This is a genomic window from Streptomyces alfalfae (assembly GCF_004127445.1).
Taxonomy (GTDB): Bacteria; Actinomycetota; Actinomycetes; order Streptomycetales; family Streptomycetaceae; genus Streptomyces; species Streptomyces alfalfae.
Map to the genome: position 1 here is coordinate 298,893 of NZ_QEXM01000041.1, position 23,183 is coordinate 322,075.

General features: G+C 73.6%; 20 protein-coding genes. 13 read left to right on the forward strand and 7 right to left on the reverse strand.

Annotated features, from left to right (window positions below; genetic code table 11):
- The first annotated feature begins 230 nt into the window (after positions 1-230).
- The 10 genes from DCW30_RS20880 to DCW30_RS20925 all read left to right on the forward strand — a co-directional run bounded on the left by DCW30_RS20880 (position 231) and on the right by DCW30_RS20925 (position 11,079).
- Positions 231-995, forward strand: coding sequence for an IclR family transcriptional regulator (locus tag DCW30_RS20880; protein ID WP_076687025.1), 765 nt, complete (start codon positions 231-233; stop codon positions 993-995).
- A 410-nt stretch (positions 996-1,405) separates the two neighbouring features.
- Entirely contained in the window at positions 1,406-2,197 is a 792-nt protein-coding gene (locus DCW30_RS20885) for an MIP/aquaporin family protein (protein WP_076687024.1), read from the forward strand.
- A gap of 68 nt (positions 2,198-2,265) precedes the next feature.
- Positions 2,266-3,810: a glycerol kinase GlpK gene (gene glpK, locus DCW30_RS20890; protein ID WP_062780080.1), complete on the forward strand. Its 1,545-nt coding sequence runs from the start codon at positions 2,266-2,268 to the stop codon at positions 3,808-3,810.
- Between the two features lie 4 nt (positions 3,811-3,814).
- Positions 3,815-5,425, forward strand: a complete 1,611-nt coding sequence (locus tag DCW30_RS20895) for a glycerol-3-phosphate dehydrogenase/oxidase (RefSeq protein ID WP_062780001.1) — start codon at positions 3,815-3,817, stop codon at positions 5,423-5,425.
- A gap of 94 nt (positions 5,426-5,519) precedes the next feature.
- Positions 5,520-6,323 carry a nucleoside phosphorylase gene (locus tag DCW30_RS20900; RefSeq protein ID WP_076687023.1) on the forward strand — a complete coding sequence of 268 codons (804 nt, stop codon included), beginning with the start codon at positions 5,520-5,522 and terminating at the stop codon, positions 6,321-6,323.
- Between the two features lie 22 nt (positions 6,324-6,345).
- On the forward strand, positions 6,346-7,707 hold the full coding sequence (locus tag DCW30_RS20905; RefSeq protein ID WP_076687022.1) for an amidohydrolase: 1,362 nt from the start codon (positions 6,346-6,348) through the stop codon (positions 7,705-7,707).
- On the forward strand, positions 7,704-8,333 hold the full coding sequence (locus DCW30_RS20910) for a sulfite oxidase-like oxidoreductase (RefSeq protein WP_076687021.1): 630 nt from the start codon (positions 7,704-7,706) through the stop codon (positions 8,331-8,333). The genes DCW30_RS20905 and DCW30_RS20910 overlap by 4 nt, the downstream gene beginning before the upstream one ends.
- Before the next feature lies 1 nt (position 8,334).
- Positions 8,335-9,105, forward strand: a complete 771-nt coding sequence (locus tag DCW30_RS20915) for a ferredoxin reductase (protein ID WP_076689508.1) — start codon at positions 8,335-8,337, stop codon at positions 9,103-9,105.
- A 92-nt stretch (positions 9,106-9,197) separates the two neighbouring features.
- On the forward strand, positions 9,198-9,869 hold the full coding sequence (locus DCW30_RS20920; RefSeq protein ID WP_076687020.1) for a FadR/GntR family transcriptional regulator: 672 nt from the start codon (positions 9,198-9,200) through the stop codon (positions 9,867-9,869).
- A gap of 175 nt (positions 9,870-10,044) precedes the next feature.
- The gene (locus tag DCW30_RS20925) at positions 10,045-11,079 is read left to right on the forward strand and encodes a PAC2 family protein (protein WP_076687019.1); all 1,035 of its coding nucleotides are present in this window, start codon (positions 10,045-10,047) and stop codon (positions 11,077-11,079) included.
- 83 nt (positions 11,080-11,162) lie between these two features.
- Here the strand turns inward: DCW30_RS20925 and mshC are convergent, their stop codons facing one another.
- The 4 genes from mshC to DCW30_RS20945 all read right to left on the reverse strand — a co-directional run bounded on the left by mshC (position 11,163) and on the right by DCW30_RS20945 (position 14,727).
- Positions 11,163-12,392: a cysteine--1-D-myo-inosityl 2-amino-2-deoxy-alpha-D-glucopyranoside ligase gene (mshC, locus tag DCW30_RS20930; protein ID WP_062779988.1), complete on the reverse strand. Its 1,230-nt coding sequence runs from the start codon at positions 12,390-12,392 to the stop codon at positions 11,163-11,165.
- Positions 12,393-12,531: 139 nt separating this feature from the next.
- Complete coding sequence (locus tag DCW30_RS20935; RefSeq protein ID WP_076687018.1) at positions 12,532-13,353, reverse strand: SCO1664 family protein; 822 nt, start codon at positions 13,351-13,353, stop codon at positions 12,532-12,534.
- Positions 13,317-13,907 carry a DUF3090 domain-containing protein gene (locus tag DCW30_RS20940; protein ID WP_062779984.1) on the reverse strand — a complete coding sequence of 197 codons (591 nt, stop codon included), beginning with the start codon at positions 13,905-13,907 and terminating at the stop codon, positions 13,317-13,319. Before DCW30_RS20940 ends, DCW30_RS20935 begins: the two co-directional genes overlap by 37 nt.
- A gap of 133 nt (positions 13,908-14,040) precedes the next feature.
- Positions 14,041-14,727, reverse strand: coding sequence for a histidine phosphatase family protein (locus tag DCW30_RS20945; protein WP_076687017.1), 687 nt, complete (start codon positions 14,725-14,727; stop codon positions 14,041-14,043).
- Between the two features lie 98 nt (positions 14,728-14,825).
- Here DCW30_RS20945 and corA point away from each other — a divergent pair, with 98 nt between their 5' ends.
- Positions 14,826-15,824: a magnesium/cobalt transporter CorA gene (gene corA, locus DCW30_RS20950; RefSeq protein WP_062779980.1), complete on the forward strand. Its 999-nt coding sequence runs from the start codon at positions 14,826-14,828 to the stop codon at positions 15,822-15,824.
- 17 nt (positions 15,825-15,841) lie between these two features.
- On the opposite strand, the gene DCW30_RS20955 is transcribed toward corA, so the two are convergent.
- Positions 15,842-16,627: a ferritin-like domain-containing protein gene (locus DCW30_RS20955; RefSeq protein ID WP_076689506.1), complete on the reverse strand. Its 786-nt coding sequence runs from the start codon at positions 16,625-16,627 to the stop codon at positions 15,842-15,844.
- 242 nt (positions 16,628-16,869) lie between these two features.
- Positions 16,870-17,925, reverse strand: a complete 1,056-nt coding sequence (locus DCW30_RS20960; RefSeq protein ID WP_076687016.1) for an LLM class F420-dependent oxidoreductase — start codon at positions 17,923-17,925, stop codon at positions 16,870-16,872.
- Between the two features lie 335 nt (positions 17,926-18,260).
- On the opposite strand from DCW30_RS20960, the gene DCW30_RS20965 reads away from it, so the two are divergent.
- Both DCW30_RS20965 and DCW30_RS20970 read left to right on the forward strand, forming a co-directional pair.
- Positions 18,261-19,241: an aldo/keto reductase gene (locus tag DCW30_RS20965; protein WP_076687015.1), complete on the forward strand. Its 981-nt coding sequence runs from the start codon at positions 18,261-18,263 to the stop codon at positions 19,239-19,241.
- On the forward strand, positions 19,238-21,745 hold the full coding sequence (locus DCW30_RS20970; RefSeq protein ID WP_418347319.1) for a helix-hairpin-helix domain-containing protein: 2,508 nt from the start codon (positions 19,238-19,240) through the stop codon (positions 21,743-21,745). Before DCW30_RS20965 ends, DCW30_RS20970 begins: the two co-directional genes overlap by 4 nt.
- A 569-nt stretch (positions 21,746-22,314) precedes the next feature.
- Here the strand turns inward: DCW30_RS20970 and DCW30_RS20975 are convergent.
- The gene (locus DCW30_RS20975; protein WP_079250185.1) at positions 22,315-23,148 is read right to left on the reverse strand and encodes a hypothetical protein; all 834 of its coding nucleotides are present in this window, start codon (positions 23,146-23,148) and stop codon (positions 22,315-22,317) included.
- Between the last annotated feature and the right edge of the window lie 35 nt (positions 23,149-23,183).

Sequence of the window (23,183 nt, forward strand, 5' to 3'; positions counted from 1 at the left end):
GCCTTCTGCTGGAAGGTGCACCCGGCCAGGGTAGCCGGGACCTCCGCCGCGCGGGGAAGGCGTCCACGGGGCGGACGGGCGGGCCTGCCGCGGCGTGAAGTGGTCTCTGAGGGGGGAAAGGGGGGCAACACAGGCTGTCCGGGCATTAGCGAGAGGTCGACAACGACCGATAGTGTTCAGCATTGCCGAACGGCGAGTTTTGGTGTTGGGGATCGGAGGTAGAGGCTGCGATGGCACGCAACATCCAGTCGCTCGAACGGGCCGCGGCCATGCTGCGGCTGCTCGCGGGCGGCGAGCGACGGCTCGGACTCTCGGAGATCGCCTCCTCGCTCGACCTCGCCAAGGGCACGGCCCACGGCATCCTGCGCACCCTCCAGGCCGAGGGCTTCGTCGAGCAGGACCCCGCGTCGGGCCGCTACCAGCTCGGCGCCGAACTGCTGCGTCTCGGCAACAGCTACCTGGACGTGCACGAGCTGCGGGCCCGCGCCCTGGTGTGGACCGACGACCTGGCCCGCTCCAGCGGCGAGAGCGTCCATCTGGGCGTGCTGCACCAGCAGGGCGTCCTCATCGTCCACCACGTCTTCCGGCCCGACGACAGCCGCCAGGTCCTTGAGGTCGGGGCCATGCAGCCGCTGCACTCCACCGCCCTCGGCAAGGTGATCTCGGCCTACGACCCGGTCGCGCACAACGAGGCCCTGGAGGCCGAGCGCCGCCCGCTCACGGCCCGTACGGTGACCGACGCCGAGGGGTTCGAGGGCGTCCTCGACCTCACCCGCGCGCGCGGGTACGCCGCCGACGTCGAGGAGACCTGGGAGGGCATCGCCTCCGTCGCGGCCCCCATTCACGACCGGCGCCGCATGCCGGTCGGCGCGGTCGGCGTGACCGGCGCCGTGGAGCGGGTCTGCCGGGAGGGGGAGCTGCGCCCCGAGCTGATCGCCGCCGTGCGCGACTGCGCGCGCGCCGTCTCCAGGGACCTGGGCGCCGGACGCTTCTGAGCGCCGGACGCCGCCGCTCCCCGCACCCGCCGCGCCGGTCCGCGCGTCCACCACGCGGGTCCGCGCGTCCGGTCCGCACGGCCGCCCTCCGTCGCGCTCCGTCGCGCCGACGTGCGCGGGCCCCGGCTCCGGGCGACCATCGATGGACCGATCACCCCCTGCCCCCACCTGCCGTAACCGATAGGTCGAAACGATCAATAACGATCGTGTTTTCAATAACAGAACTCTTGACGAGCGAGTAACCCCGGAGCGAGACTCGCGTCCATCGGTCGGCATTGTCGAACACCTACCGGCATTACGCGTTAGAGTGGGGCAAGGCCAAGGGCCGGCAACGACCTCACATGAGGTCGCGGACCACCGGAGGGACCCGGGGTTCGCCTTCCCCTGGACGAAGGACAAAGGAGTCGCGGGTGTCCAGCTCCGACATCTTCATCGGCGAGACCATCGGTACCGCCGTGCTCATCCTGCTGGGCGGTGGCGTGTGCGCCGCCGTCACGCTCAAGCGCTCGAAGGCCAAGGACGCCGGATGGGTCGCCATCACCTTCGGGTGGGGCTTCGCCGTACTGACCGGCGCCTACCTCGCGGGCGGCGTCTCCGGCGCCCACCTCAACCCGGCGGTCACGCTCGGCCTCGCCGTCGAGGGCGGCACCAAGTGGAGCGACGTTCCGCTCTACCTGGCCTCGCAGCTCCTCGGCGCGATGATCGGCGCCGTACTGGTGTGGGTCACGTACCTGGGCCAGTTCAAGGCCCACCTGACCGACCCCGAGATCCTCGCGGCGCAGCCCGTCGAGGAGGGCATGGTCGACCAGAAGGCCGCCCCCGCGGCGGGCCCGGTCCTCGGCATCTTCTCGACCGGCCCCGAGATCCGCAACTACGTCCAGAACGTGCTCACGGAGGTCATCGCCACCGTCGTCCTGGTCCTCGCCATCCTGACCCAGGGCCTGAACGACGGCGGCAACGGCCTCGGCGTCCTCGGCGGCCTGATCACCGCCTTCGTGGTGGTCGGCATCGGCCTCTCGCTCGGCGGCCCCACGGGCTACGCGATCAACCCCGTCCGCGACCTCGGTCCGCGCATCGTGCACTCCCTGCTCCCGCTGCCGAACAAGGGCAGCTCGGACTGGTCGTACGCCTGGGTCCCGGTCGTCGGCCCGCTGATCGGCGGCGCCATCGCCGGCGGTCTCTACAACGTCGCGTTCAAGTAGACCCGCGACAGCGACCGATGACCGGCACAGACGCCGAGACCGACAGCAAAGAACTTCTGGAGCACACCGTGACCGACGCACACACCGCAGGCCCCTTCATCGCGGCCATCGACCAGGGCACCACCTCTAGCCGCTGCATCGTCTTCGACAAGGACGGCCGGATCGTCGCCGTCGACCAGAAGGAGCACGAGCAGATCTTCCCGAAGCCGGGCTGGGTCGAGCACGACGCGACCGAGATCTGGACGAACGTCGAGGAGGTCGTGGCCGGAGCCGTCTCCAAGGCCGGCATCACCCGCGACGACATCAAGGCGATCGGCATCACCAATCAGCGTGAGACCACGCTGCTGTGGGACAAGAACACCGGCGAGCCGGTCCACAACGCCATCGTCTGGCAGGACACCCGCACCGACGCGCTCTGCAAGGAGCTCGGGCGCAACGTCGGCCAGGACCGCTTCCGCCGCGAGACCGGCCTGCCGCTGGCCTCCTACTTCGCGGGGCCGAAGGCCCGCTGGCTGCTCGACAACGTCGAGGGTCTCCGCGAGCGCGCCGAGGCCGGCGACATCCTCTTCGGCACCATGGACTCGTGGGTCATCTGGAACCTCACGGGCGGTGTGAACGGCGGCAGGCACGTCACCGACGTCACCAACGCCTCCCGCACCATGCTGATGAACCTCCACAAGATGGAGTGGGACGCGCGGATCTGCGAGTCCATCGGCGTCCCCACAGCGATGCTCCCCGAGATCCGCTCCTCCGCCGAGGTCTACGGCGAGGTCACCGGCGGCAAGCTGGGCGACCTGCTCGGCGGCATCCCCGTCGCCTCCGCGCTCGGCGACCAGCAGGCGGCCCTCTTCGGCCAGACCTGCTTCGAGGAGGGCGAGGCCAAGTCCACCTACGGCACCGGCACCTTCATGCTGCTGAACACCGGTGACAAGGCCATCAACTCCTACTCGGGCCTGCTGACCACGGTCGGCTACCAGATCGGCGACCAGAAGCCGGTCTACGCCCTGGAGGGCTCCATCGCCGTCACCGGTTCGCTGGTGCAGTGGATGCGGGACCAGATGGGCCTGATCAACTCCGCCGCCGAGATCGAGACGCTCGCGTCGTCGGTCGAGGACAACGGCGGCGCCTACTTCGTACCGGCCTTCTCCGGCCTGTTCGCCCCGTACTGGCGCTCCGACGCCCGCGGTGTGATCGCCGGTCTGACGCGGTACGTCACCAAGGCGCACATCGCGCGCGCCGTCCTGGAGGCCACGGCCTGGCAGACCCGTGAGATCACCGACGCCATGACGAAGGACTCCGGCGTCGAACTCGCGGCCCTCAAGGTCGACGGCGGCATGACCTCCAACAACCTGCTGATGCAGACCATCTCGGACTTCCTCGACGCGCCCGTGGTGCGCCCGATGGTGGCCGAGACGACCTGCCTCGGCGCCGCCTACGCCGCCGGCCTCGCCGTCGGCTTCTGGTCCTCGACCGACGAGCTGCGCGCCAACTGGCGGCGGGCCGCGGAGTGGACCCCCCACATGGACGCGGGAACCCGCGACCGTGAGTACAAGAGCTGGCTCAAGGCCGTCGAGCGGTCCATGGGTTGGCTCGACGAGAGTGGCGAGGAGTAACACAATGACCACCCTGCAGAGCGTCCCTGCCCTCGGGACGCATCCGGCTGGCGGCCTCAACCCGAGCCGCGCCGAGACCCGGGAGCAGCTTTCCAAGGCGACGTACGACCTCCTGGTGATCGGCGGCGGAATCCTGGGCATCTCCACCGCCTGGCATGCCGCGCAGTCGGGACTGCGGGTGGCCCTGGTGGACGCCGGCGACTTCGCCGGCGCCACCTCCTCCGCCTCCTCCAAGCTGCTCCACGGCGGCCTGCGCTACCTGCAGACCGGCGCGGTGAAGCTGGTGGCGGAGAACCACTTCGAGCGCCGTGCGGTCTCCCGTCAGGTCGCCCCCCACCTGGCGAACCCGCTCACCTTCTACCTGCCGGTCTACAAGGGCGGCCCGCACGGCGCCGCCAAGCTCGGCGCGGGCGTGTTCGCCTACAGCGCGCTCTCCGCGTTCGGTGACGGCGTCGGGCACCTGCTCTCGCCGTCGAAGGCCGCGCAGGACGTGCCGGAGCTGCGCACCGACAACCTGAAGGCCGTCGCCGTCTACGGCGACGACCAGATGAACGACTCCCGCATGGCCCTGATGACGGTCCGCGCGGCCGTCGAGGCCGGCGCCGCCGTCCTCAACCACGCCGAGGTCACCGGGCTGCGCTTCACCAAGGGCCGGGTCACGGGCGCGGAGCTGAAGGACCGCATGAGCGGCGACGAGTTCGGCGTCGACGCGCGGCTCGTCCTGAACGCCACCGGCCCGTGGGTCGACCACCTGCGCAAGATGGAGAACCCGAACGCGGCGCCCTCCATCCGCCTCTCCAAGGGCGCGCACCTGGTCCTCAAGCGCACCGCCCCCTGGAAGGCCGCGCTGGCCACGCCGATCGACAAGTACCGCATCACCTTCGCCCTCCCCTGGGAGGACATGCTGCTGCTCGGCACGACCGACGAGGAGTTCGAGGGCGACCCGGCGGACGTCGGCGTCACCGAGGCCGACACCGCCCAGATCCTGGACGAGGCCGCGTTCTCCATCCGCGACCAGCAGCTGTCGCGCGACCTGATCACGTACTCGTTCGCGGGTCTGCGGGTGCTGCCCGGCGGCCCCGGCGACACCTCCAAGGCCAAGCGCGAGACGGTCGTCACCGAGGGCCCCGGCGGCATGCTGTCGGTCGCGGGCGGCAAGTGGACCACCTTCCGCCACATCGGCCGTACGGTGATGAAGAAGCTGGAGTCGCTGCCGGGCCACCCGCTCGGCGACGACTACGAGCCGATCTCGGAGCTGCCGAAGAAGCTGCCGCTGCCCGGCATCGCCAACCCGCGCGCCGTCGCCCACCGCCTCCTGGTGGACGGCCCGGCCCCCGGCCCGCGCATGGCCGCCGACACCGCCAAGCACCTGGCGACGCACTACGGCTCGCTCTCCTTCGACATCGCCCGCCTGGCGAACGAGAACCCGGAGCTCGCCGAGCGCGTCCACCCGGACGCCCCGGAGATCTGGGCGCAGGTCGTCTACGCCCGCGACAACGAGTGGGCCGAGACGGCGGACGACGTGCTGCGCCGCCGCACCACGCTGACGATCCGGGGCCTGGCCACGGACGACGTGCGCGGCAAGGTCGAGGACCTGCTGGGCAAGAAGGCCTGAGCACGCAGCGGCTCACCTGAAGCGGCCGGGTAAGGGGCGGTTCCCATGGGGGGCCGCCCCTTACCCGTGCCCGGGGCTGCGTACGATCGCCGGCGTGACTTCTTCCGTGCCGTCGCCCTCCGGGGCCCAGCCCATCACCCGCGTGCCGCGCACCGGGCTGCCCGCCCGGGCGGTCGTGGTCGGTGACCCCGGCCGCGCCGAGGCCGTCGCCGCGCTCCTCGCCGACGCGAAGGAGGTGTCGTACCACCGCGAGTACCGCACCTTCACCGGCGACTGGCAGGGCACCCCCGTCGTCGTCTCCTCGCACGGCGTCGGCGCGCCCGGCGCCCTGCTGCTCTTCCAGGAGCTGGCCGCGGCCGGCGTCCACACCTTCGTGCGGCTCGGCACGGCGGGCGCCATCAGGGCAGGCATCCGCGACGGCGACCTGGTCATCGCGGACGCGGCGGTGCGCGACGACGGCGTGAGCCGGCAGCTCATCCCCGCGGAGTACCCGGCGTTCGCCGCTCCGGAGGCGGTCATCGCGCTCCAGCGGGCCGCGCGGGCGGCCGACGCCCCCTACCACCGGGGGGTGGTGTGGACGCGGGCCGCGTTCCAGCCCGGCTTCCTGCCGCTGCCCGGCGAGGCGTACGCGCGGGCGGGCGTCGCGGCCATCGAGATGGAGCTCTCGGCGCTGTACGTCTTCGCCTCCACGCACGGCCTGACCGCGGGCGGCGCGCTGGTGGTGGACGGCGCGAACGCGGACGAGCTGGTCGACGACGAGGCTCCGCTCTCCTCCGGCGGCTACGACCCGCACCGCGACGTGGTCGCCGCCGGGGTCGACCGGGGCGCCCGCGTAGCCTTGGACGCGCTGCGCCTCCTGGTCCCGGCCCAGGGCACCGGACGAGCGCGGCGACCGTAGCGACCAGGGAGAAGCGGAATCGATGCCCCACACTGACCTGCCGGCCCAGGACCGCGGCGGCTCCAGGGATCTCGACCTGCTGGTGCACGGCGGCGACGTCCTGACCGTCGACGCCGCGGGCACCGCCGTGCCGGACGGCGCGGTGGCCGTGCGCGCCGGACGGATCGTGGAGGTCGGCCCCGCCGAGCGGCTGCGCGCCACGTACGACGCCGCGCGGGAGATCGACGCCCGGGGCTGTCTGGTGCTGCCGGGTCTGATCAACACGCACACGCACCTCGCGATGAACCTGCTGCGCGGCATCGCCGACGACCTGACCCTCCAGGGCTTCCTGGCCCGCGTCATCCCGCGCGAGGCCGAGGTCCTCTCCCCCGGGACGGTGGCGACCGCGCTGCGGGGCGCCATCGCCGAGTCGGTGCGCGGCGGGGTCACGGCGGCCCTCGACATGTACTGGTTCCACGAGGCGGCCGACGCCGTGGCGCGGGAGGCCGGATGGCGGCTGCTGAGCGGGCCCACGTTCATGGACGTGCCGGGACCGCCCGACGGACGCCCCTACGCCGAGCGGATGGCCTGGGCGAGCGCGTACCTGAAGGACCGCGACCCGGTCGCGGGCACCCGGCCCGTGGTCTTCGCGCACTCCGCGTACACGCTGGGCCCCGAGCAGCTCACCGAGATCGCCGCGCTGGCCGGGGAGCACGGCGCGCTGCTGCACCTGCACGCGTCCGAGAACGCGGGCGAGGTGGCCACGGTCGTCGAACAGCATGGCATGCGCCCGGTGGAGCTGCTCGACTCACTCGGCGTGCTCGGCCCCGACACGCTGCTCGCGCACGCCGTCGACCTCACCGACGCGGAGATCGCGACGCTGGCCCGCACGGGCACGGCCGTCGCGCACTGCCCGGTGTCGAACCTGAAGCTGGGCTGCGGCATCGCGCGCGTGCCCGACCTGCTCGCGGCGGGCGTCACGGTCGGCCTCGGCACGGACGGCGCCGTGAGCTCCAACACCCTCGACGTGCTCGGCGCGGTGAAGATGGCCGCGCTGGTGCACAAGGCGGGCGGCGACCCCACGGCGGTCGGCGCCGAGCAGGCCGTGCGGATGGCCACCATCGAGGCGGCGCGGGCGCTCGGCCTCGGCGACCGGCTCGGGTCCCTGGAGACGGGCAAGCGGGCCGACCTGATCGTCGTCGACCTCGGCCGCCCGCACCTCGCGCCCCGGCACGACCCGTGGTCGACGCTGGCGTACGCCGCGGCGGCCGGTGACGTGCGGGACACTGTGGTGGACGGGCGCGTGCTGATGCGGGACCGCGTTCTGCGCACCCTCGACGAGAGCGCCGTCCTGCGGGAGCTGACCGCCGTCGCGGGCGCCCACCAGGAGGCGAGCACGGCATGACCCCCGGCGTCGAGTACGAACCCACCCGCGGCTTCACCGGCCGCGCCCGCGCCGCCGACCGCGACCCGCGCCTGCCGCCCGGCCAGTACGACGCCCGGGACGGCTGGCCCGTCCTCTCCGCCGAGGTGACGCCGCACCTGGCCGCCGCCGACTGGACGTTCCGCGTGGACGGTCTCGTGGCCGAGCCGCGCACCTGGGGCTGGGACGAGGCGCACGCGCTGCCCGCGGCGGAGTACCGGGGCGACATCCACTGCGTGACGAGCTGGTCGAAGTTCGGGGTGCGCTTCGGCGGGGTGAGCCTGGACAGCTTCCTCGCCGCCGTCCGCCCGCTGCCCGAAGCGTCCCACGTCGTCGCGTACTCCCACACCGGGTACACCAGCAACCTGCCGCTCGCCGACGTCACGGGCGGCAGGGCGTGGATCGTCTGGGAGTACGGGGACGAGCCGCTGCCGCCGGAGCACGGGGGCCCGGCCCGGCTGATCGTCCCGCACCTGTACTTCTGGAAGAGCGCCAAGTGGATCGCGGGGCTGCGGCTCCTGGACCACGACGAGCCGGGCTTCTGGGAGCAGAACGGCTATCACCACCGGGGCGACCCGTGGGCCGAGGAGCGTTACGCAGGTGACTGACATCCCGTACGACGAGAACGGTTCTCCGCGAGGGGCGGCGGGCTTCGTGCCGCCGACGCGTTTCGCCGTGCCCGGCCGGATCGCCGTGAGCGAGCGTGCCGCGAGCCTGTGGCAGCGGGCGCTGATCACGGGCGTCCGCGGGGAGACCCCGCGCGCGTCGACGTTCCGGCTCAAGGTGCCCGAGTGGGAGGGCCATCTGCCGGGGCAGCACCTGATGCTGCGGCTCACGGCGGCGGACGGCTACGTCGCCCAGCGGCACTACTCCATCGCCTCCGCGCCGGACGACAGCGGCGAGATCGAGCTGACCCTCGACCATGTGATCGACGGCGAGGTGTCGGGGCACCTGCACGAGGTCGCCCGGGTCGGTGACACCGTGGAGGTGCGCGGCCCGCTGTCCGGCTTCTTCGCCTGGCCCGGCGACCGGCCCGCGCTGCTGCTCGGGGCCGGTTCCGGTGTCGTGCCGCTGATGTCGATGGTGCGCCACCACCGCCGCGCGGGGCTCGCCCTGCCGCTGCGCCTCGTCGTCTCGGCCCGCACGCGCGAGGACCTGATCTACGCCGACGAGTACGGCGAGGAGACCACCGTCGTCCTGACCCGCGCCGAGGGGCGGCTGAACGCGGGCCATCTGGCGCCGTTCCTGGGGGCGGGGCGGCCCGAGGGCGGCTGGGAGGCGTACGTCTGCGGCTCCAACGGGTTCGCCGAGCACGCCTCGCGCCTCCTGGTGGAGGGCGGCCAGCCCGTGGACCGGATCAGGATCGAGCGCTTCGGCTGAACTCCCGTGCGCCACGGCGGTCGTGAGGGCCATAATCGCCTGATACATCGGATGTCTGATCCGGCCCTTTTGACTGTTGAGGCGAGGTCCCCATGGCTGTCACCGACGAGGCCATCGAGAAGATCAAGGGAATGATCGTCTCGGGCGCCCTGCGCCCCGGGGACCGGCTGCCCAAGGAGAGCGAACTCGCCGCCGACCTCGGCCTGTCGCGCAACTCCCTGCGCGAGGCGGTCCGCGCCCTCTCGCTCATCCGCATCCTCGACGTGCGCCAGGGCGACGGCACCTACGTCACCAGCCTCGACCCGCAACTCCTCCTCGAGGCCCTGAGCTTCGTCGTGGACTTCCACCGCGACGACACGGTGCTCGAGTTCCTCGCGGTGCGCCGCATCCTCGAACCCGCGGCCACCGCCATGGCCTGCGCGCACATCACCGAGGACGAACTGGACGAGCTGAGCGACCAGTTGGACGCCCTGGGCAGCGCCCCTTCCGTGGAGGAGCTGGTCGCCTGCGACCTGGAGTTCCACCGCGGCATCGTCAAGGCCTCCGGCAACTCCGTGCTGTGCTCCCTGCTCGACGGGCTCTCCGGGCCGACGACGCGGGCCCGCGTCTGGCGCGGCCTGACCCAGAAGGACGCCGTCAGCCGCACGCTGCGCGAACACCGCGCGATCCTCACGGCGCTGCGCGACCGCGACGCGGAGGCGGCCCGGTCGTGGGCGACGGCGCACATCGCGAGCGTCGAGCAGTGGCTGCGCTCCACGCTGTGACACCGGCGCGCGGCCCCGGGCGGCGGCGCCCGTTCCGGCCCGTGCGAACCGGCTGTTTCCCGCCGCCGCGCGTGGGCAGTGATCACGCACTCCCCCACACGAGGGGGCTGCGTCGGGCGCCCGCCGAAGCCGTAAGGTTGTGGCGTACGCAAGGGAACATCGGAAGGAGGCCTGGGTGATCGAGCTCGAGGGGGTTCCCGAGCTGGTCGACCCGGTCATGGTGGCCGCGTTCGAGGGCTGGAACGACGCCGGCGACGCCGCCTCCGCCGCGGTCGCGCATCTCGACAAGGAGTGGAAGGGCGAGGTCTTCGCGGCGCTGGACGCCGAGGACTACTACGACTTCCAGGTCAACCGCCCGACCGTCTGGCTCGACGACGGTGTCCGCAAGGTCACCTGGCCGACGACCCGGCTCTCCGTGGTCCGCGTGGGCGGCGACAAGCCCCGTGACCTCGTCCTGGTCCGGGGCATCGAACCGTCGATGCGCTGGCGGTCGTTCTGCAACGAGATCCTCGGCTTCGCGCACGAACTGGGCGTGGAGCTCGTGGTGATCATGGGCGCGCTGCTCGGCGACACCCCGCACACCCGGCCCGTCCCGGTCAGCGGCGTGACGTCCGACCCCGACCTGGCGCGCACCATGGCCCTGGAGGAGACGAAGTACGAGGGCCCGACGGGCATCGTCGGCATCCTCCAGGAGGCGTGCACGCACGCGGGCGTCCCGGCCGTCAGCCTCTGGGCCGCCGTCCCGCACTACGTCTCGCAGCCGCCGAACCCGAAGGCCACGCTCGCGCTGCTCAACCGCCTGGAGGACCTGATCGGCCTGCGCATCCCGCTGGGCGAGCTGACCGAGGACGCCCGCGCCTGGCAGCTCGGCGTGGACCAACTGGCCGCCGAGGACAGCGAGGTCGCGGAGTACGTGCAGTCCCTGGAGGAGGCGCGGGACACCGCCGAGCTCCCGGAGGCGTCGGGCGAGGCCATCGCCCGCGAGTTCGAGCGCTATCTGCGGCGTCGCGACGGCGGCCCCGGGCAGGGCGGCACGCACGCGACGGACGGTGAGGGCGCGGCCTATCTGCGCGACGCCCCCAGCGACCGCACCCGCCCGCCGAAGCCCAAGCCGACCCAGCGCCCCGGCCAGGGCGCGGAGGGCGAGGACGAGGGCGGCGACGACGCTTCCGGACCGCCCGAATCATCCGGTGATTCCTCGGACGGCTGAGCGTTCTCCGTGTGCACGAAGGGGTGGCACCCGCGCGGGTGCCACCCCTTCGGCGATGAGAGAGCCGTGCCTCGTGGGCGCGGCTACAGGGCCACGCCGAGCAGCGCGTCGACGGCCCGGGAGACCACACCCGGAGCGCCCTCGTCCGTACCGCCCGAGGCGGCCTGGTCGGCCGCCCAGCGGTCCACGGCGGCCAGCGCCGTCGGGGAGTCCAGGTCGTGGGAGAGGGCCTCGCGCAGCTCCTCGACGAGCGCGTCGGCGGGCGGCCCGTCGGGACGGGACACGGCCGCGCGCCACCGTCCGAGCCGCTCCACGGCCTCGTCGAGGACCGCGTCCGTCCACTCCCAGTCCGCGCGGTAGTGGCGCGAGAGCAGGGCGAGGCGGATGGCGGCCGGGTCGACGCCGGCGTACCGCAGCTTCGAGACGAAGACGAGGTTGCCCTTGGACTTGGACATCTTGGCGCCGTCCAGGCCGACCATGCCGGCGTGCACGTAGGCCTTGGCGAAGGGGTATTCGCCGGTCAGGGCCTGCGCGTGCGAGGCGCCCATCTCGTGGTGCGGGAAGGCGAGGTCCGAGCCGCCGCCCTGCACGTCGAAGCCCATGCCCAGGTGGTCGAGGGCGATGGCCACGCACTCGATGTGCCAGCCGGGGCGACCGCGGCCGAGGCTGCCGCCGTCCCAGCTCGGCTCGCCCTCGCGGGCCGCCATCCAGAGCATCGGGTCGAGCGGGTTCTTCTTGCCGGGGCGCTCGGGGTCGCCGCCGCGCTCGGCGGAGAGCAGCTTCATGGCGGCGGCGTCGAGCCCGGACACCTCCCCGAAGTGGCTGTCGGACTCCACGGAGAAGTAGACGTCGCCCTGGAGTTCGTAGGCGGCGCCCATGTCCCTGAGCCGTTCGACGAGCGGCACGATGCCGGGTATCGCCTCGACGGCTCCGATGTAGTGCTGCGGCGGCAGCAGCCGCAGCGCGGTCATGTCCTCACGGAACAGGGCGGTCTCGCCCTCGGCGAGCTCGACCCAGTCCTTTCCGTCGCGGTTGGCGCGTTCCAGGAGCGGGTCGTCCACGTCGGTCACGTTCTGGACGTAGTGAACCTGCCGCTTGGTGTCGAGCCACACGCGCTGCACGAGGTCGAACGCGTTGTAGGTCGCCGCGTGACCCATGTGGGTCGCGTCGTACGGAGTGATGCCGCAGACGTAGATACGGGCGACGGGACCGGGGTCGAGGGTGACGAGTCCACCGGTCGCGGTGTCGTGGATCCGGAGGTCGCGGCCCTTGCCGGGAAGGACGGGGACCTCAGAAGCGGGCCAGGCATGCATGCCTTGAGCCTAACCGGACGGAGCGTCCGTATACGAGTGGGGATCAAGGAATAGGTCGTCCGGCCGGGAACGGACCCCGGCGGACGGCACGCAGGGGCCCGGACCGGAGGCCTCCGAGCGGCGGCCTCGGCACGCTGCCTCAGACCGGCGGCCACGGGATCGCGGGCCACTCCCCCGACGGCTCCGGATGGCGCCCGGACTCCAGCAGGGCCGCCACCCGCGCGCGCAGCGCCTCGGTCTCCGCCGCGGTGATGAGCGCGGCGAGCCGTTCGGCGAGGGCGGCGCCCTCCTTGAGGGCGTCCTTGAGGCCCCGCAGGACCTCGGCGGCCTCACCGGTCAGGGGCTCGCCCGCCCAGCCCCACAGGAGCGTCCGCAGCTTGTCGTCGGCGTTGAAGGTGACGCCGTGGTCGATGCCGTAGAGACGGCCGCCGGCGGTCAGCAGGTGGCCGCCCTTGCGGTCACCGTTGTTGATGACGGCGTCGAGCACCGCGAGCCGCCGCAGCCTGGCGTCGTCGGCGTGCACGAGCAGCGCGGTGCGGTCCTCGTCCACCTGGGCGCGGCCGACCGCCTTCCAGCCGTCCTCCGGCTCGTCGCCGTCGACCAGGGCGAGCAGCGCCTCGTCCCCGGAGTCCTCGATCCAGAGCTGGCACATGCCCTCGCCGTAGGGCCCGTCGCGCAGCACGGTGGGCGGCACGAGGTCCCAGCCGGTGGTCCGCGACACCTCGTACGCCGCGACCTCGCGCCGGGCGAGCGTGCCGTCGGGGAAGTCCCAGAGGGGCCGCTCCCCCGCGACCGGTTTGTAGACGCAGGGCGCCTCCGCGCCCTCGTGGGAGACCGTGCAGTACAGCACCGCGTTCGAGGCCTCGCGGATCTGCCCGCGCACGGTGAGCTCCCCGTGGGTGAGGAGGGCGACGGGGTCGGTGGTCACACGCCCCGGCGGTATCCGTTCTGGCGCGGGCATACGTGTCCTTCCGGGTCGAGCGGGAGGCTGCAGAGCGGGCACGGCGGGCGGCCCGCGTTCACGACGTCGAGGGCCCGCTTGGCGAAGGCGCGGGCCTGGGCCCCGGTGAGCCGGACGCGGAGCATCGGCGGGCCGTTCTCCTCGTCCTGCAGAAGCCTTTCCTCGGCTTCCGCGAGATCGTCCTCGGAGTCGGCGTCCAGCTCCACGAGCGCCTGCGCCTCGACGATCATCCGCTCGTGCTCGCCGTCCCAGGCGAGGGCCATGGTGCCGACGCGGAACTCCTCCTCGACCGGGGAGTCGAGCGGGGCGCTGTCGACGACCTCGGTGGGTGCGACGGCCGGCACCGGCGTGTTGCCGCCGCTGCGGCGCACGACCTCGTCGAGGAGCTCCTCCATGCGCTCGGCGAGCGCGGCGACCTGGGTCTTCTCCAGGGCGACGCTGGTCACCCTGACGCCCGCGGAGGCCTGCAGGAAGAACGTGCGCCGTCCCGGCAGACCGACCGTCCCCGCGACGAAACGCTCCGGGGGGTCGTAGAGGAACACCTGACGGGACACGACCTGTCTCCATGGGATCGACTGCGGGGTACGGGTGCCGCGACGGTTCCGGCGCGGCGGGCGGTGGGTCGGGGACCCGGCCCAGCGGGTCAGGTGACCCGCTGCAACCGCTTCACCCTACTGCGGGCGACGATCACGGTGCGCCCGCACCGCCCCCGACCGTCGCGTCGCTTCCCGGCGGCTCCTGCCGGGGGGCGAGCGAGGCGAAGTCGCCGGTGTCCCCGAGGCGCACGAGGAACGGGCGCAGCCGCGTGTAGCGGATGACGGTGACGGAGCAGGGCTCCACCGAGATGCGCTGGAACAGATCCAGGTGGAGTCCTATGGCGTCCGCGACGAGGGACTTGATGACGTCCCCGTGCGAGCACATCAGATACGTGGCGTCCTCGCCGTGGTCGCGCTCCACGCGCGCGTTCCACTCGCGCACCGCCTCGGCCGCCCTGGTCTGCATGGCCCGCATGGACTCGCCGCCGGGGAAGGCGGCGGCCGAGGGGTGCTGCTGGACGACCTCCATCAAGGGCTCGCCCGACAGCTCGGCGAGCTTGCGGCCCGACCAGTCGCCGTAGTGGCACTCCCCGATGCGCTCCTCGGTGTGCGCGCGCAGGCCGGGGCGGGCGGCGAGCAGCGGCGCGACGGTCTCCTGGCAGCGCTGCAGGGGGCTCGTGACGACCTCGGCGAGGGGCACGGGGGCGAGGCGGTCCGGCAGCGCGGCGGCCTGCGCGGCGCCGCGCTCGTCGAGGGCCACTCCGGGGGTCCACCCGGCGAGCAGCCCCGCGGTGTTGGCGGTGGAGCGTCCGTGCCGGACGAGGATCAGCGTGGGCATACGGACAGCCTAGGCGCTGCCGCCACACACCCGTCCCCGGCATACTCGCCGGCATTCAGGGGGTGCGAGGTCCGGGGTGGCTGGGAAGACTGCACTGCATGATCGTCGACTGTGCCATCTACCGCGAAGGCCGTAGGAGCGAGGGCCCCCAGGACTTCTCCGACGCACTGGACGAGGCGCGCGCCACGGGTGACGCGTTCGTCTGGATCGGGCTGCACGAGCCGACGGAGTCGGAGTTCGACAAGGTGAGCGAGGAGTTCGGGCTGCATCCGCTGGCCGTGGAGGACGCGCTCAAGGCCCATCAGCGGCCGAAACTGGAGGTGTACGACGACTCGCTGTTCATGGTGCTGAAGCCGGTCGTGTACGAGCCGGACAGCGACACCGTCTCCTCCGGCGAGGTCATGATCTTCGTGGGCGACTCGTTCGTGGTGACCGTCCGCCACGGCGAGGGCGCCCCGCTGGGCGCCGTGCGCCACCGGCTGGAGGCCGAGCCCGAGGTGCTGCGGCACGGCCCGACCTCGGTCCTGTACTCGATCGCCGACGCCTCCGTGGACCACTACCTGGAGGTCGCCGACGAGCTGCAGGCCGACCTGGAGGTCCTGGAGGCGGAGGTCTTCTCGCCGGACGACGGGGGCTCGCGCCACACGGCGTCGCGGATCTACGGCTTCAAGCGGCAGATCCTGGAGTTCCGCAGGGCCACCGGGCCGCTGGCGCTGCCGGTGGCGCGGCTCTCCGGAGCGGGCCCCTTCGGTCCCTCCGTGCCGTTCGTGGACGAGACGGCGCAGCCCTTCTTCCGGGATGTCCACGACCACCTGACGCGGGTCAACGAGTCGGTGGAGGGCCTCGACCGGCTGGTCTCGGACATCCTCTCCGCCCATCTGGCGCAGATGAGCGTGCGGCAGAACGACGACATGCGCAAGATCTCGGCGTGGGCGGCCATGGCCGCCGTCCCCACGATGATCGCCGGCGTCTACGGCATGAACTTCGACCACATGCCCGAGCTGCACTGGGTGTGGGCCTACCCGGCCGTGATCGTCCTCATGGTCGTCCTCGAAGTGGTCCTCTACCGCCTCTTCAAGCGCCGCGGCTGGATGTGAGCCCGCGCCGGGCGGCGTCAGGCGAACTCGGCAGCCGTCGCGGGGCCGCCCAGGGCGTCACGCCGCTCCGGCGGGGCCAGCGAGACCATCCGCCGCCAGCCGACGGCGCGCTCGTACGCGTACGCGGCGTGGATTCCCGCGGCGAGCACCTTCCGCTTGGCGGGGGACCAGCCGAGGATGCGGCCCATGTGGTCCATCACGGCGAGGCTCACGCCACGGTGGACGCGGATCTCGGCGAGCGCGCACTCGCGCAGGGACCGGTGGATCGCGCGGCCGTGCCCGGCGGCGGCGAGGCGCAGCAGCTCCTCGTGGCAGTAGGCGAGGTGGTTGTCCTCGTCGGCGGAGATCACGCGGACCGCGCGGCCGATGTCCGGGTGGCCGGCGAAGTACTTCAGGAGCAGCCGCATCTGCTCGGACGCGCGCTGTTCGGTGACCCTGCTGTGCGCGAGGTAGGTGACGACGTCCGCCACCGTGAGCGGCTTCTCCGCCTTCAGCTTCTCGTGCGCGAGGCCGATGCCGTGCTGCTCCAGGATCATCGTGTAATCCGTCTCGGGAGGTACGTCGACGGGGCTCAGGCCGCGCTTCCTCAGCAGCGCCCGGAAGATCCTGCCGTGCTTGTCCTCGTCGGCGCCGTGCCGGCTGATCTTGGGCGCGAGCGCGCTCTCGGCCTCGGGGACGAGCGCGGCGATCCGGCCGTTCTCCCAGCCGCCCTGGCTCTCTCCACTGGCGGCGATCGAGCAGAAGAGACGGAACGCGTCGTCGTCTCCGAGGATCTCCTCGAAGACACTTCTGGCCGAAAGCATCGCCGGCACCTCCATGACCCGGGCGTGGACCTCCGCGACGGCGTGGACCCCCGCACCGAAACAGTCAAGTGCGCGGAGGGCGGTCGGGCAACAGGTGGGGCGGGGCCGGTCGGCCGAACGTGGGACCGGCGGGGGCCCACGGCCGTAACCGCGGGCCCCGTCCGGCGTTGTCTGGAGTGACGGCCGTGGCGGGGAAGACCCCCGAGCCCCCACCACGGCCGCAGAACCTCCTCCTCCGCCCGCTACGCCAGTCCGGCCCGCTCCGCGGCCTCCGTGCCCGCCCGCAGCGCCGCGATCCGCTCGTCGAGCGTGAAGCCCGCGGGGGCCAGCGTGAGCGTGGTGACACCGGCGTCGGCGTAGGCCCGCATCCGGTCGGCGATCCGGTCCACCGAGCCGAGCAGCGTCGTCGAGTCGATGAGCTGCTGGGGCACGGCGGCCGCGGCCCCTTCCTTGTCGCCCGCCAGGTACTTGTCCTGGATCTCGGCGGCCTCCTTCTCGTACCCCATGCGCTGCGCGAGCTGGTTGTAGAAGTTCTGCTTGCGGCTGCCCATGCCGCCGACGTACAGCGCGGTGTACGGCCGGAACGTGTCCGCGAGTTCGGCGACCCGCGCGTCGTCGCCGAGGGCCAGCGGCAGCGTCGGGACGACGTCGAAGCCCTCCATGGTCTTGCCCGCCTTCTCGCGGCCGGCCCGCAGGTGCCGCAGCGCGGTCTCCTCCAGGTGCTCGGCGGCCGGGAAGATCAGCAGGGCGCCGTCGGCGATCTCGCCGGTCTGCTCCAGGTTCTTCGGGCCGATCGCCGCGATGTACAGCGGGATGTGCTCACGCTGCGGGTGGACGGTCAGCTTGATGGGCTTGCCGGGGCCGCCGGGCAGCGGGAGCGTCCAGTGTTCGCCCTCGTGGGTGAGGCGCTCCCGGGACATGGCCTTGCGGACGATCTCGACGTACTCACGCGTGCGTGCCAGCGGCTTGTCGAACTTCACGCCGTACCAGCCCTCGGAGACCTGCGGCCCCGAGACGCCGAGGCCGAGGCGGAAGCGGCCGCCGGAGAGCGCGTCGAGGGTGGCCGCCGTCATCGCGGTCATCGCGGGCTGACGGGCCGGGATCTGGAAGATGGCGGACCCGACGTCGATGCGCTCCGTCTGCGCCGCCACCCAGGAGAGCACCGTCGCGGCGTCCGAGCCGTAGGCCTCGGCGGCCCAGCAGACCGCGTAGCCGAGCCTGTCGGCCTCCCTGGCGACCGCGAGGTTGTCCGCGTCCATCCCGCCGCCCCAGTAACCGAGGTTGATGCCGAGCTGCATGGCCGATCCCCTAACCGCTGTACTCGTGAGTAACGTCCCTGTGCCGGGGACTGTAGCGCGCGGGCGCGTGATCCGTCAGGGGTGACGGGCGGGCGGGGGCGCCGGCGGGCCGGGGCTGGCCGGAGGCCGGGTGCCGGGGGTGTCCGGGTCCGGGTGGCCGGGTCCGGGTCGTCCGGGAGGCGGTCGGGCGGGGCCGGGCCGCCTGGGAGGCGGTCGGGCGGGGCCGGGGCACCTGGAGGGCGGTCGGGCGGGGCCGGGTGACGGGGTTCTCCACAGTCGCCGGTTTGTCCACAGGCCGGCCCACGGGCGGGGTCCGGTGAGTAATCTCCGTGCCCATGGAGCAGAGGCATCTCGGCCGGACCGGCCTGCGCGTGTCCCGGATCGGACTCGGCACCCTCACCTGGGGGCACACCGAGGAGAGCGACGCCGCCGATCTTCTGAAGGTGTTCTGGGAGGCGGGCGGCACCCTGGTCGACACCGCGGACGTGTATGGCGACGGCGAGGCCGAGTATCTGCTCGGGCGGCTGATCGAGCGGCTCGTGCCCCGGCGCGATCTGGTCATCGCCACCAAGGCGGGCAGCGTGCCGGACCCGGAGCGGCGCTTCGACGGCTCGCGCGGCCATCTGCTCGCCGCGCTCGACGCCTCGCTCGCCCGCCTCGGCACCGATCACGTGGATCTCTGGCAGGTCCACGCCTTCGATCCGGGGACCCCGATCGAGGAGACCCTTCAGGCGCTGGACATCGCGGTCAGCAGCGGGCGCGCCCGGTACGCGGGCGTCTCCAACTTCTGCGGCTGGCAGCTCGCCAAGGCCGCGACGTGGCAGCTCGCGGTGCCGGGCGCCCGTACCCGCATCGCGGGCACCCAGATGGAGTACTCCCTGTTGCAGCGCGGCGTGGAGCGCGAGGTGCTGCCCGCCGCCATCGACCTCGGTGTGGGACTGCTGCCCGCGTCGCCGCTCGGCCGGGGCGTGCTCACCGGGAAGTACCGCCACGCCACCCCGGCCGACTCGCGCGGCGGCTCGGACCACATGGCGCCGTTCGTCGCGCCGTACCTGGACGACGCGGCGGCCCGCATCGTCGACGCGGTCGCCACGGCCGCCGACGGGCTCGCCACGAACCCCCTGCAGGTCGCCCTCGCCTGGGTGCGGGACCGCCCCGGAGTGACGGCGCCGATCGTCGGCGCGCGCAACGCTCAGCAGCTCGCGGCCGCGTTGTCAGTGGAGAGCCTTAGTCTTCCTGACGAGATCTGCCGGGCGCTCGACGACGTGTCGGCGCCCGTGCACCGCTATCCCGATCACGACTGGAGCACGCTGTGAGTACGGAACCCGCTGCCGCGGAGGACCCCGGGGCCGCTGCCGCGGAGCAGGCGGAGCCGCCCGGCCCCGAGGAGGCCGCCGGCGACCTGGCCGAGGGCGGCGAGGCGGCCACCGATGACGGTGCCTCCGAGCCCACCGGCGAGAGCGCGGCCGACGGGGACGCGGCTGACGGGAGCGCGGCCGACGGGACCGCCGAAGACGCGGCTGACGGGGCCGACGGCGACCTGGCCGAGGGTGGCGAGGGAGCCACCGGTGACGGTGCCGCCGAGTCCACCGGCGAGAACGCGGCCGACGTGACCACCGAGAGCGCGGCTGGCGGGGCTGTCGGGGGCTCGGCCGACGGGACCGCCGAGGACGCGGCTGACGGGATCGCGGCCAGCGGGGCCGACGACGACCTGGCCCAGGACGACCTGGCCGTGGGCGGCGAGGGAGCCACCGGCGAGGGTGCCTCCGGGGACGCTGCGGCGAAGGCCGAGCTGTCCGAGGCCGAGGCCGAGATCGCGGCGCAGCGGGAGCTGCGGGAGCGGATCGAGCAGCGCAAGGCCTCGAAGGAGGGGCCGATCGAGGCCGGGACGAAGCTGAGCGGCACGGCGGCCGACCTGCTGGCGGCGGTGCGCGCCGTGGAGAGCGGCGAGAAGCCCCTCGCCCGCGCCTTCAGCGAGCCGGAGCCCGCCCCGCGCCGCCCGGCGCCGGCCGCCGCCACCGAGCCGGTCCGCCCGCCGCGGCCGTCGGCGGCGCCCTCCGGGGAGAGCGTCGACGCGGTGCGTGCCGTGCTCGCCGAGGGGGGCGCGCCGGACGCGCTCGCCGCGCCGGCGGCGGCCGTGCTCGGCGAGGACGCGGCGGAGCGGCTGCGTGCCGACCCGTGGCAGCTGCTGCGGGTCACGGGCGTGCGGCCCGAGCAGGCCGACGGGTTCGCCCGCGCCCTGCTCGGCGCCGAGTGCCGCCCCGACGACGAGCGCAGGGGCCGCGCGGTCACCGTCTGGCTGCTGGAGCAGGCGGCCGTCGCGGGGCACACCGCGCTCGACGTGGCGGCGCTGACCGCCGCGCTCGGGCAGCGCGCGGTGCCCGATCCGGACGCCGCGGTGCAGAGCGCCCTCGCGGAAGGCGACGCCCTGGCCTTCCAGGACGCCCTCGACACGGCGGAGGCCCCGATCCGGCGTCCGGATGCCGAGGCCGCGGGCGACGACGGGGCAGAGGCGGAGCAGGAGCGTCCGGTGCGCGTCCTGATCGGCCTGGAGCGGTGCGCCCTGGCGGAGGAGAGCCTCGCCGACGGTCTCGCCCGGGTGATCAACTCCCTGCCGAAGGAGGACGGCTCGGGGCCGGACGCGGCGGCGTGGGAGTCGGTGGCCGCCGAGGCGTCGGGCTCCACGGCCGAGCTGATCCGGGCCGTCGCCGGGCACGGCCTGGTGCTGCACTCCGGCGGCGAGGCCGCGCGCGCCGAACCGGCCGCCCTGGTGAAGGCGGCCTCGGCGCTCGGCCTGCGGGTGTGCGCCGCCGCCCACAGCGCCGACGGCAGGCGCCGCCTGGCGCGGGCGACGGGCCTGGCGGACGCCGCCGTGACGGTGGCCGGTCTCCTCTCCGGGGAGCAGGGGCCCGGGCGGGACGCGGACGGCGCCTTCGCCCTGGACCTCCTGGTGGTGCTCGACGCCCCGCAACTGGACGTCGAGAGCGCCGCGATGCTCGTGGAGTCGCTGCCGGACGGCGCCCGCCTGGTGCTGGCCGGGGACCCCGGGGTGCTGTGGTCGGCGGGCCCCGGGCGGGTCTTCGCGGACCTCGTCGCCGCGCGCTGCTGCCCGCAGATCGTCTCCCGCACCCCTGACCCCGGCCCCATCGGCGAGCTGACCTCGGGCATCGGTATCGGCGAGCTGAACGAGGTGGAGGCCCCGGGCAAGGAGGTCGTGCTCGTCCCGGTGCGCGACGCCGCCGAGGCGATCCACCGCACCGTGCAGCTCGTCGCGGACTCGGTGCCCAGGGCGATCGGGGTGCCCGCCGAGCAGACCCAGGTCATCACCCCCGGGCACGGCGGCGCCGCGGGCACGCGCGCGCTCAACGCCGCGCTGAAGGAGCGGCTGAACCCCGGCCCCGGCCGCTTCGGCGGCTTCGACCCCGGGGACATGGTCGCCCACGTCCCGGCTCCTGGGCGTACGACGCCGGGCCGGGTGGTGCGGGCCGACGCGGAGGGGCTGCACCTGGAGTGTGACGGCGGCCCCGTGGTCGTGGCCAAGGAGCGGGTGGAGCGTGAGGTGCGGCACGCCTGGGCGCTCACGGCCCACCAGGCGGCCGGGCTGCGCTGGCCCGCGGCGGTCGTGGTGCTGCCGGGCGACGCGGGGCGGTCACTGACGCGGCCGTGGGTCTACACGGCGTTCAGCCGCGCGGAGCGGCACCTGTCGGTCGTCCAGGGCGTCGAGCAGGAGCTGCCGCGAGCGGTGGCGGAGCGCCCGTGGAAGGACCGCACGACCCGCCTCCAGACACTCCTGCGCCCCCAGGTACCGACGACCCCCTGACCGCCGGGCCGCGGCGCCTGCCCTGCCCTGACGCCCGGGGCGCGGCGGTGCCTGCCCTGCCCGGGGCGCCGCACCTGCCCTTGCCCCGAGCACGACGGTGCCTGCCCTGACGCCCGGGGCGCTGCGACGCCTGCCCGCGTCCCCGAGCCCTCGGTGCCTGCCCTGACGCCCTTGCCCAGAGACGGCGGTGCCTACCGGCGTCCCCGGGCACGGCGGTGCCTCTGCCTGACGCCCGGTGCGCCGCGGTGCCTGTTTCCGCTCCCCGGGGTCCCGCCACGCCCACCCTCGCCCCCGGGCCACTCAGTGCCTGCCCTGACGCCCGGGGCGCTGCGACGCCTGCCCCGGGCCGGGGGGGGGCGACACCAGCCCTTGCCGCGGGCACGGCGGTGCCTGCCCGCGTCCCCGGGCACGGCGGCGCGTGCCCGCGTCGCCCCCGGAGCCCAGCGACGCCCCGCCCGCCCCCCCCACGCACCCGAAAGCGCGCCGCTCCTCGTCGGGAGCGGCGCGCTTCTCTGGTCAGCCAGGCCTGTCTCGGCTCGGCCACGGCCTGCTTCGGCCCCTGTAGGCCGTCAGAGCCCGGCTCTGCGGGGTCGGCGGCCGTCTCCGGGCCCCGCGGCGTCACCCGGGCCGCCGGGACCGTCCGAGTCACCCGCCTCGTCACGCTCATCGAGTTCATCGACCTCGTCGAGCGGCACCGCCACGTCCGGATCGAGGTCGACGTCCGGGTCGACATCGAGGTCGACGTCCGGGTCGACATCGAGGTCGGCGTCGGAGCCGTCGAGCGCGTCGTCGTCCAGTTCGTCGTCGAAGACCGCGCTGACGTCGAAGCGGCAGATCACCCGGTGCGGGTCGGCCTGGTCGAAGGGGGCGCTCAGCCACTCCCCCGGCTCGGCGGCGCTGTCCGACGCGGTCACCCAGAGCGTGGAGTCGCCCTCCTCAAGGCCGAACTCCTTGTGCCGGGAGGCGATCTCGTCCGGTTCGAACTCCCCGAAGAGGACGCCGAGCGCCCCGTGCACGGTGTCGGCGGGGCCACCGCCCCCCGGCCCGCCCGCGTCGAGGTCGGAGACGCGCTGGGCCTGGGCGAGCAGCCGTTGGGGTTCCGTCACGGCGTAGTCGCGGCGGATGAGCACGCTGAGGGCGTTCGCCTCCTCCGGGCCGCGGTAGGGCGGCAGCGCGTCCTCCGCGGCGGGGATCTCGAAGGGAGTGACCTCGTCGTGGCGGTCGTAGAGGAGTTCGTCGTACTCCTCGGCCGCCGCGGCGAGCTCGTTGAACGCCTCGTACACGGCCGGATCGTCCTCGCCCGACCTGCGTTCGACCGCGGCCAGGTGGCGGTCGAGCGCGGTCTTGACCGCCTCGGCGGCGGCACGTACCTCGGCAGCGGTTGGCTGCGCAGCATCAGACATAGTGCAGACGCTATCCGTACCGGGCCCGTGCCCGC

What these genes read in the sequence shown, in the direction of transcription:
- DCW30_RS20880 (WP_076687025.1), top strand. Translation starts at nt 231, where the DNA reads ATGGCACGCAACATCCAGTCGCTCGAACGGGCCGCGGCCATGCTGCGG.
- DCW30_RS20960 (WP_076687016.1), bottom strand. Translation starts at nt 17,925, where the DNA reads ATGCAGCTCGGCATCAACCTCGGTTACTGGGGCGGCGGGATGGACGCG.
- DCW30_RS20905 (WP_076687022.1), top strand. Translation starts at nt 6,346, where the DNA reads ATGCCCCACACTGACCTGCCGGCCCAGGACCGCGGCGGCTCCAGGGAT.
- mshC (WP_062779988.1), bottom strand. Translation starts at nt 12,392, where the DNA reads ATGCATGCCTGGCCCGCTTCTGAGGTCCCCGTCCTTCCCGGCAAGGGC.
- DCW30_RS20975 (WP_079250185.1), bottom strand. Translation starts at nt 23,148, where the DNA reads ATGTCTGATGCTGCGCAGCCAACCGCTGCCGAGGTACGTGCCGCCGCC.
- DCW30_RS20965 (WP_076687015.1), top strand. Translation starts at nt 18,261, where the DNA reads ATGGAGCAGAGGCATCTCGGCCGGACCGGCCTGCGCGTGTCCCGGATC.
- DCW30_RS20955 (WP_076689506.1), bottom strand. Translation starts at nt 16,627, where the DNA reads ATGCTTTCGGCCAGAAGTGTCTTCGAGGAGATCCTCGGAGACGACGAC.
- DCW30_RS20935 (WP_076687018.1), bottom strand. Translation starts at nt 13,353, where the DNA reads ATGCCCGCGCCAGAACGGATACCGCCGGGGCGTGTGACCACCGACCCC.
- DCW30_RS20895 (WP_062780001.1), top strand. Translation starts at nt 3,815, where the DNA reads ATGACCACCCTGCAGAGCGTCCCTGCCCTCGGGACGCATCCGGCTGGC.
- DCW30_RS20920 (WP_076687020.1), top strand. Translation starts at nt 9,198, where the DNA reads ATGGCTGTCACCGACGAGGCCATCGAGAAGATCAAGGGAATGATCGTC.
- DCW30_RS20945 (WP_076687017.1), bottom strand. Translation starts at nt 14,727, where the DNA reads ATGCCCACGCTGATCCTCGTCCGGCACGGACGCTCCACCGCCAACACC.
- corA (WP_062779980.1), top strand. Translation starts at nt 14,826, where the DNA reads ATGATCGTCGACTGTGCCATCTACCGCGAAGGCCGTAGGAGCGAGGGC.
- DCW30_RS20910 (WP_076687021.1), top strand. Translation starts at nt 7,704, where the DNA reads ATGACCCCCGGCGTCGAGTACGAACCCACCCGCGGCTTCACCGGCCGC.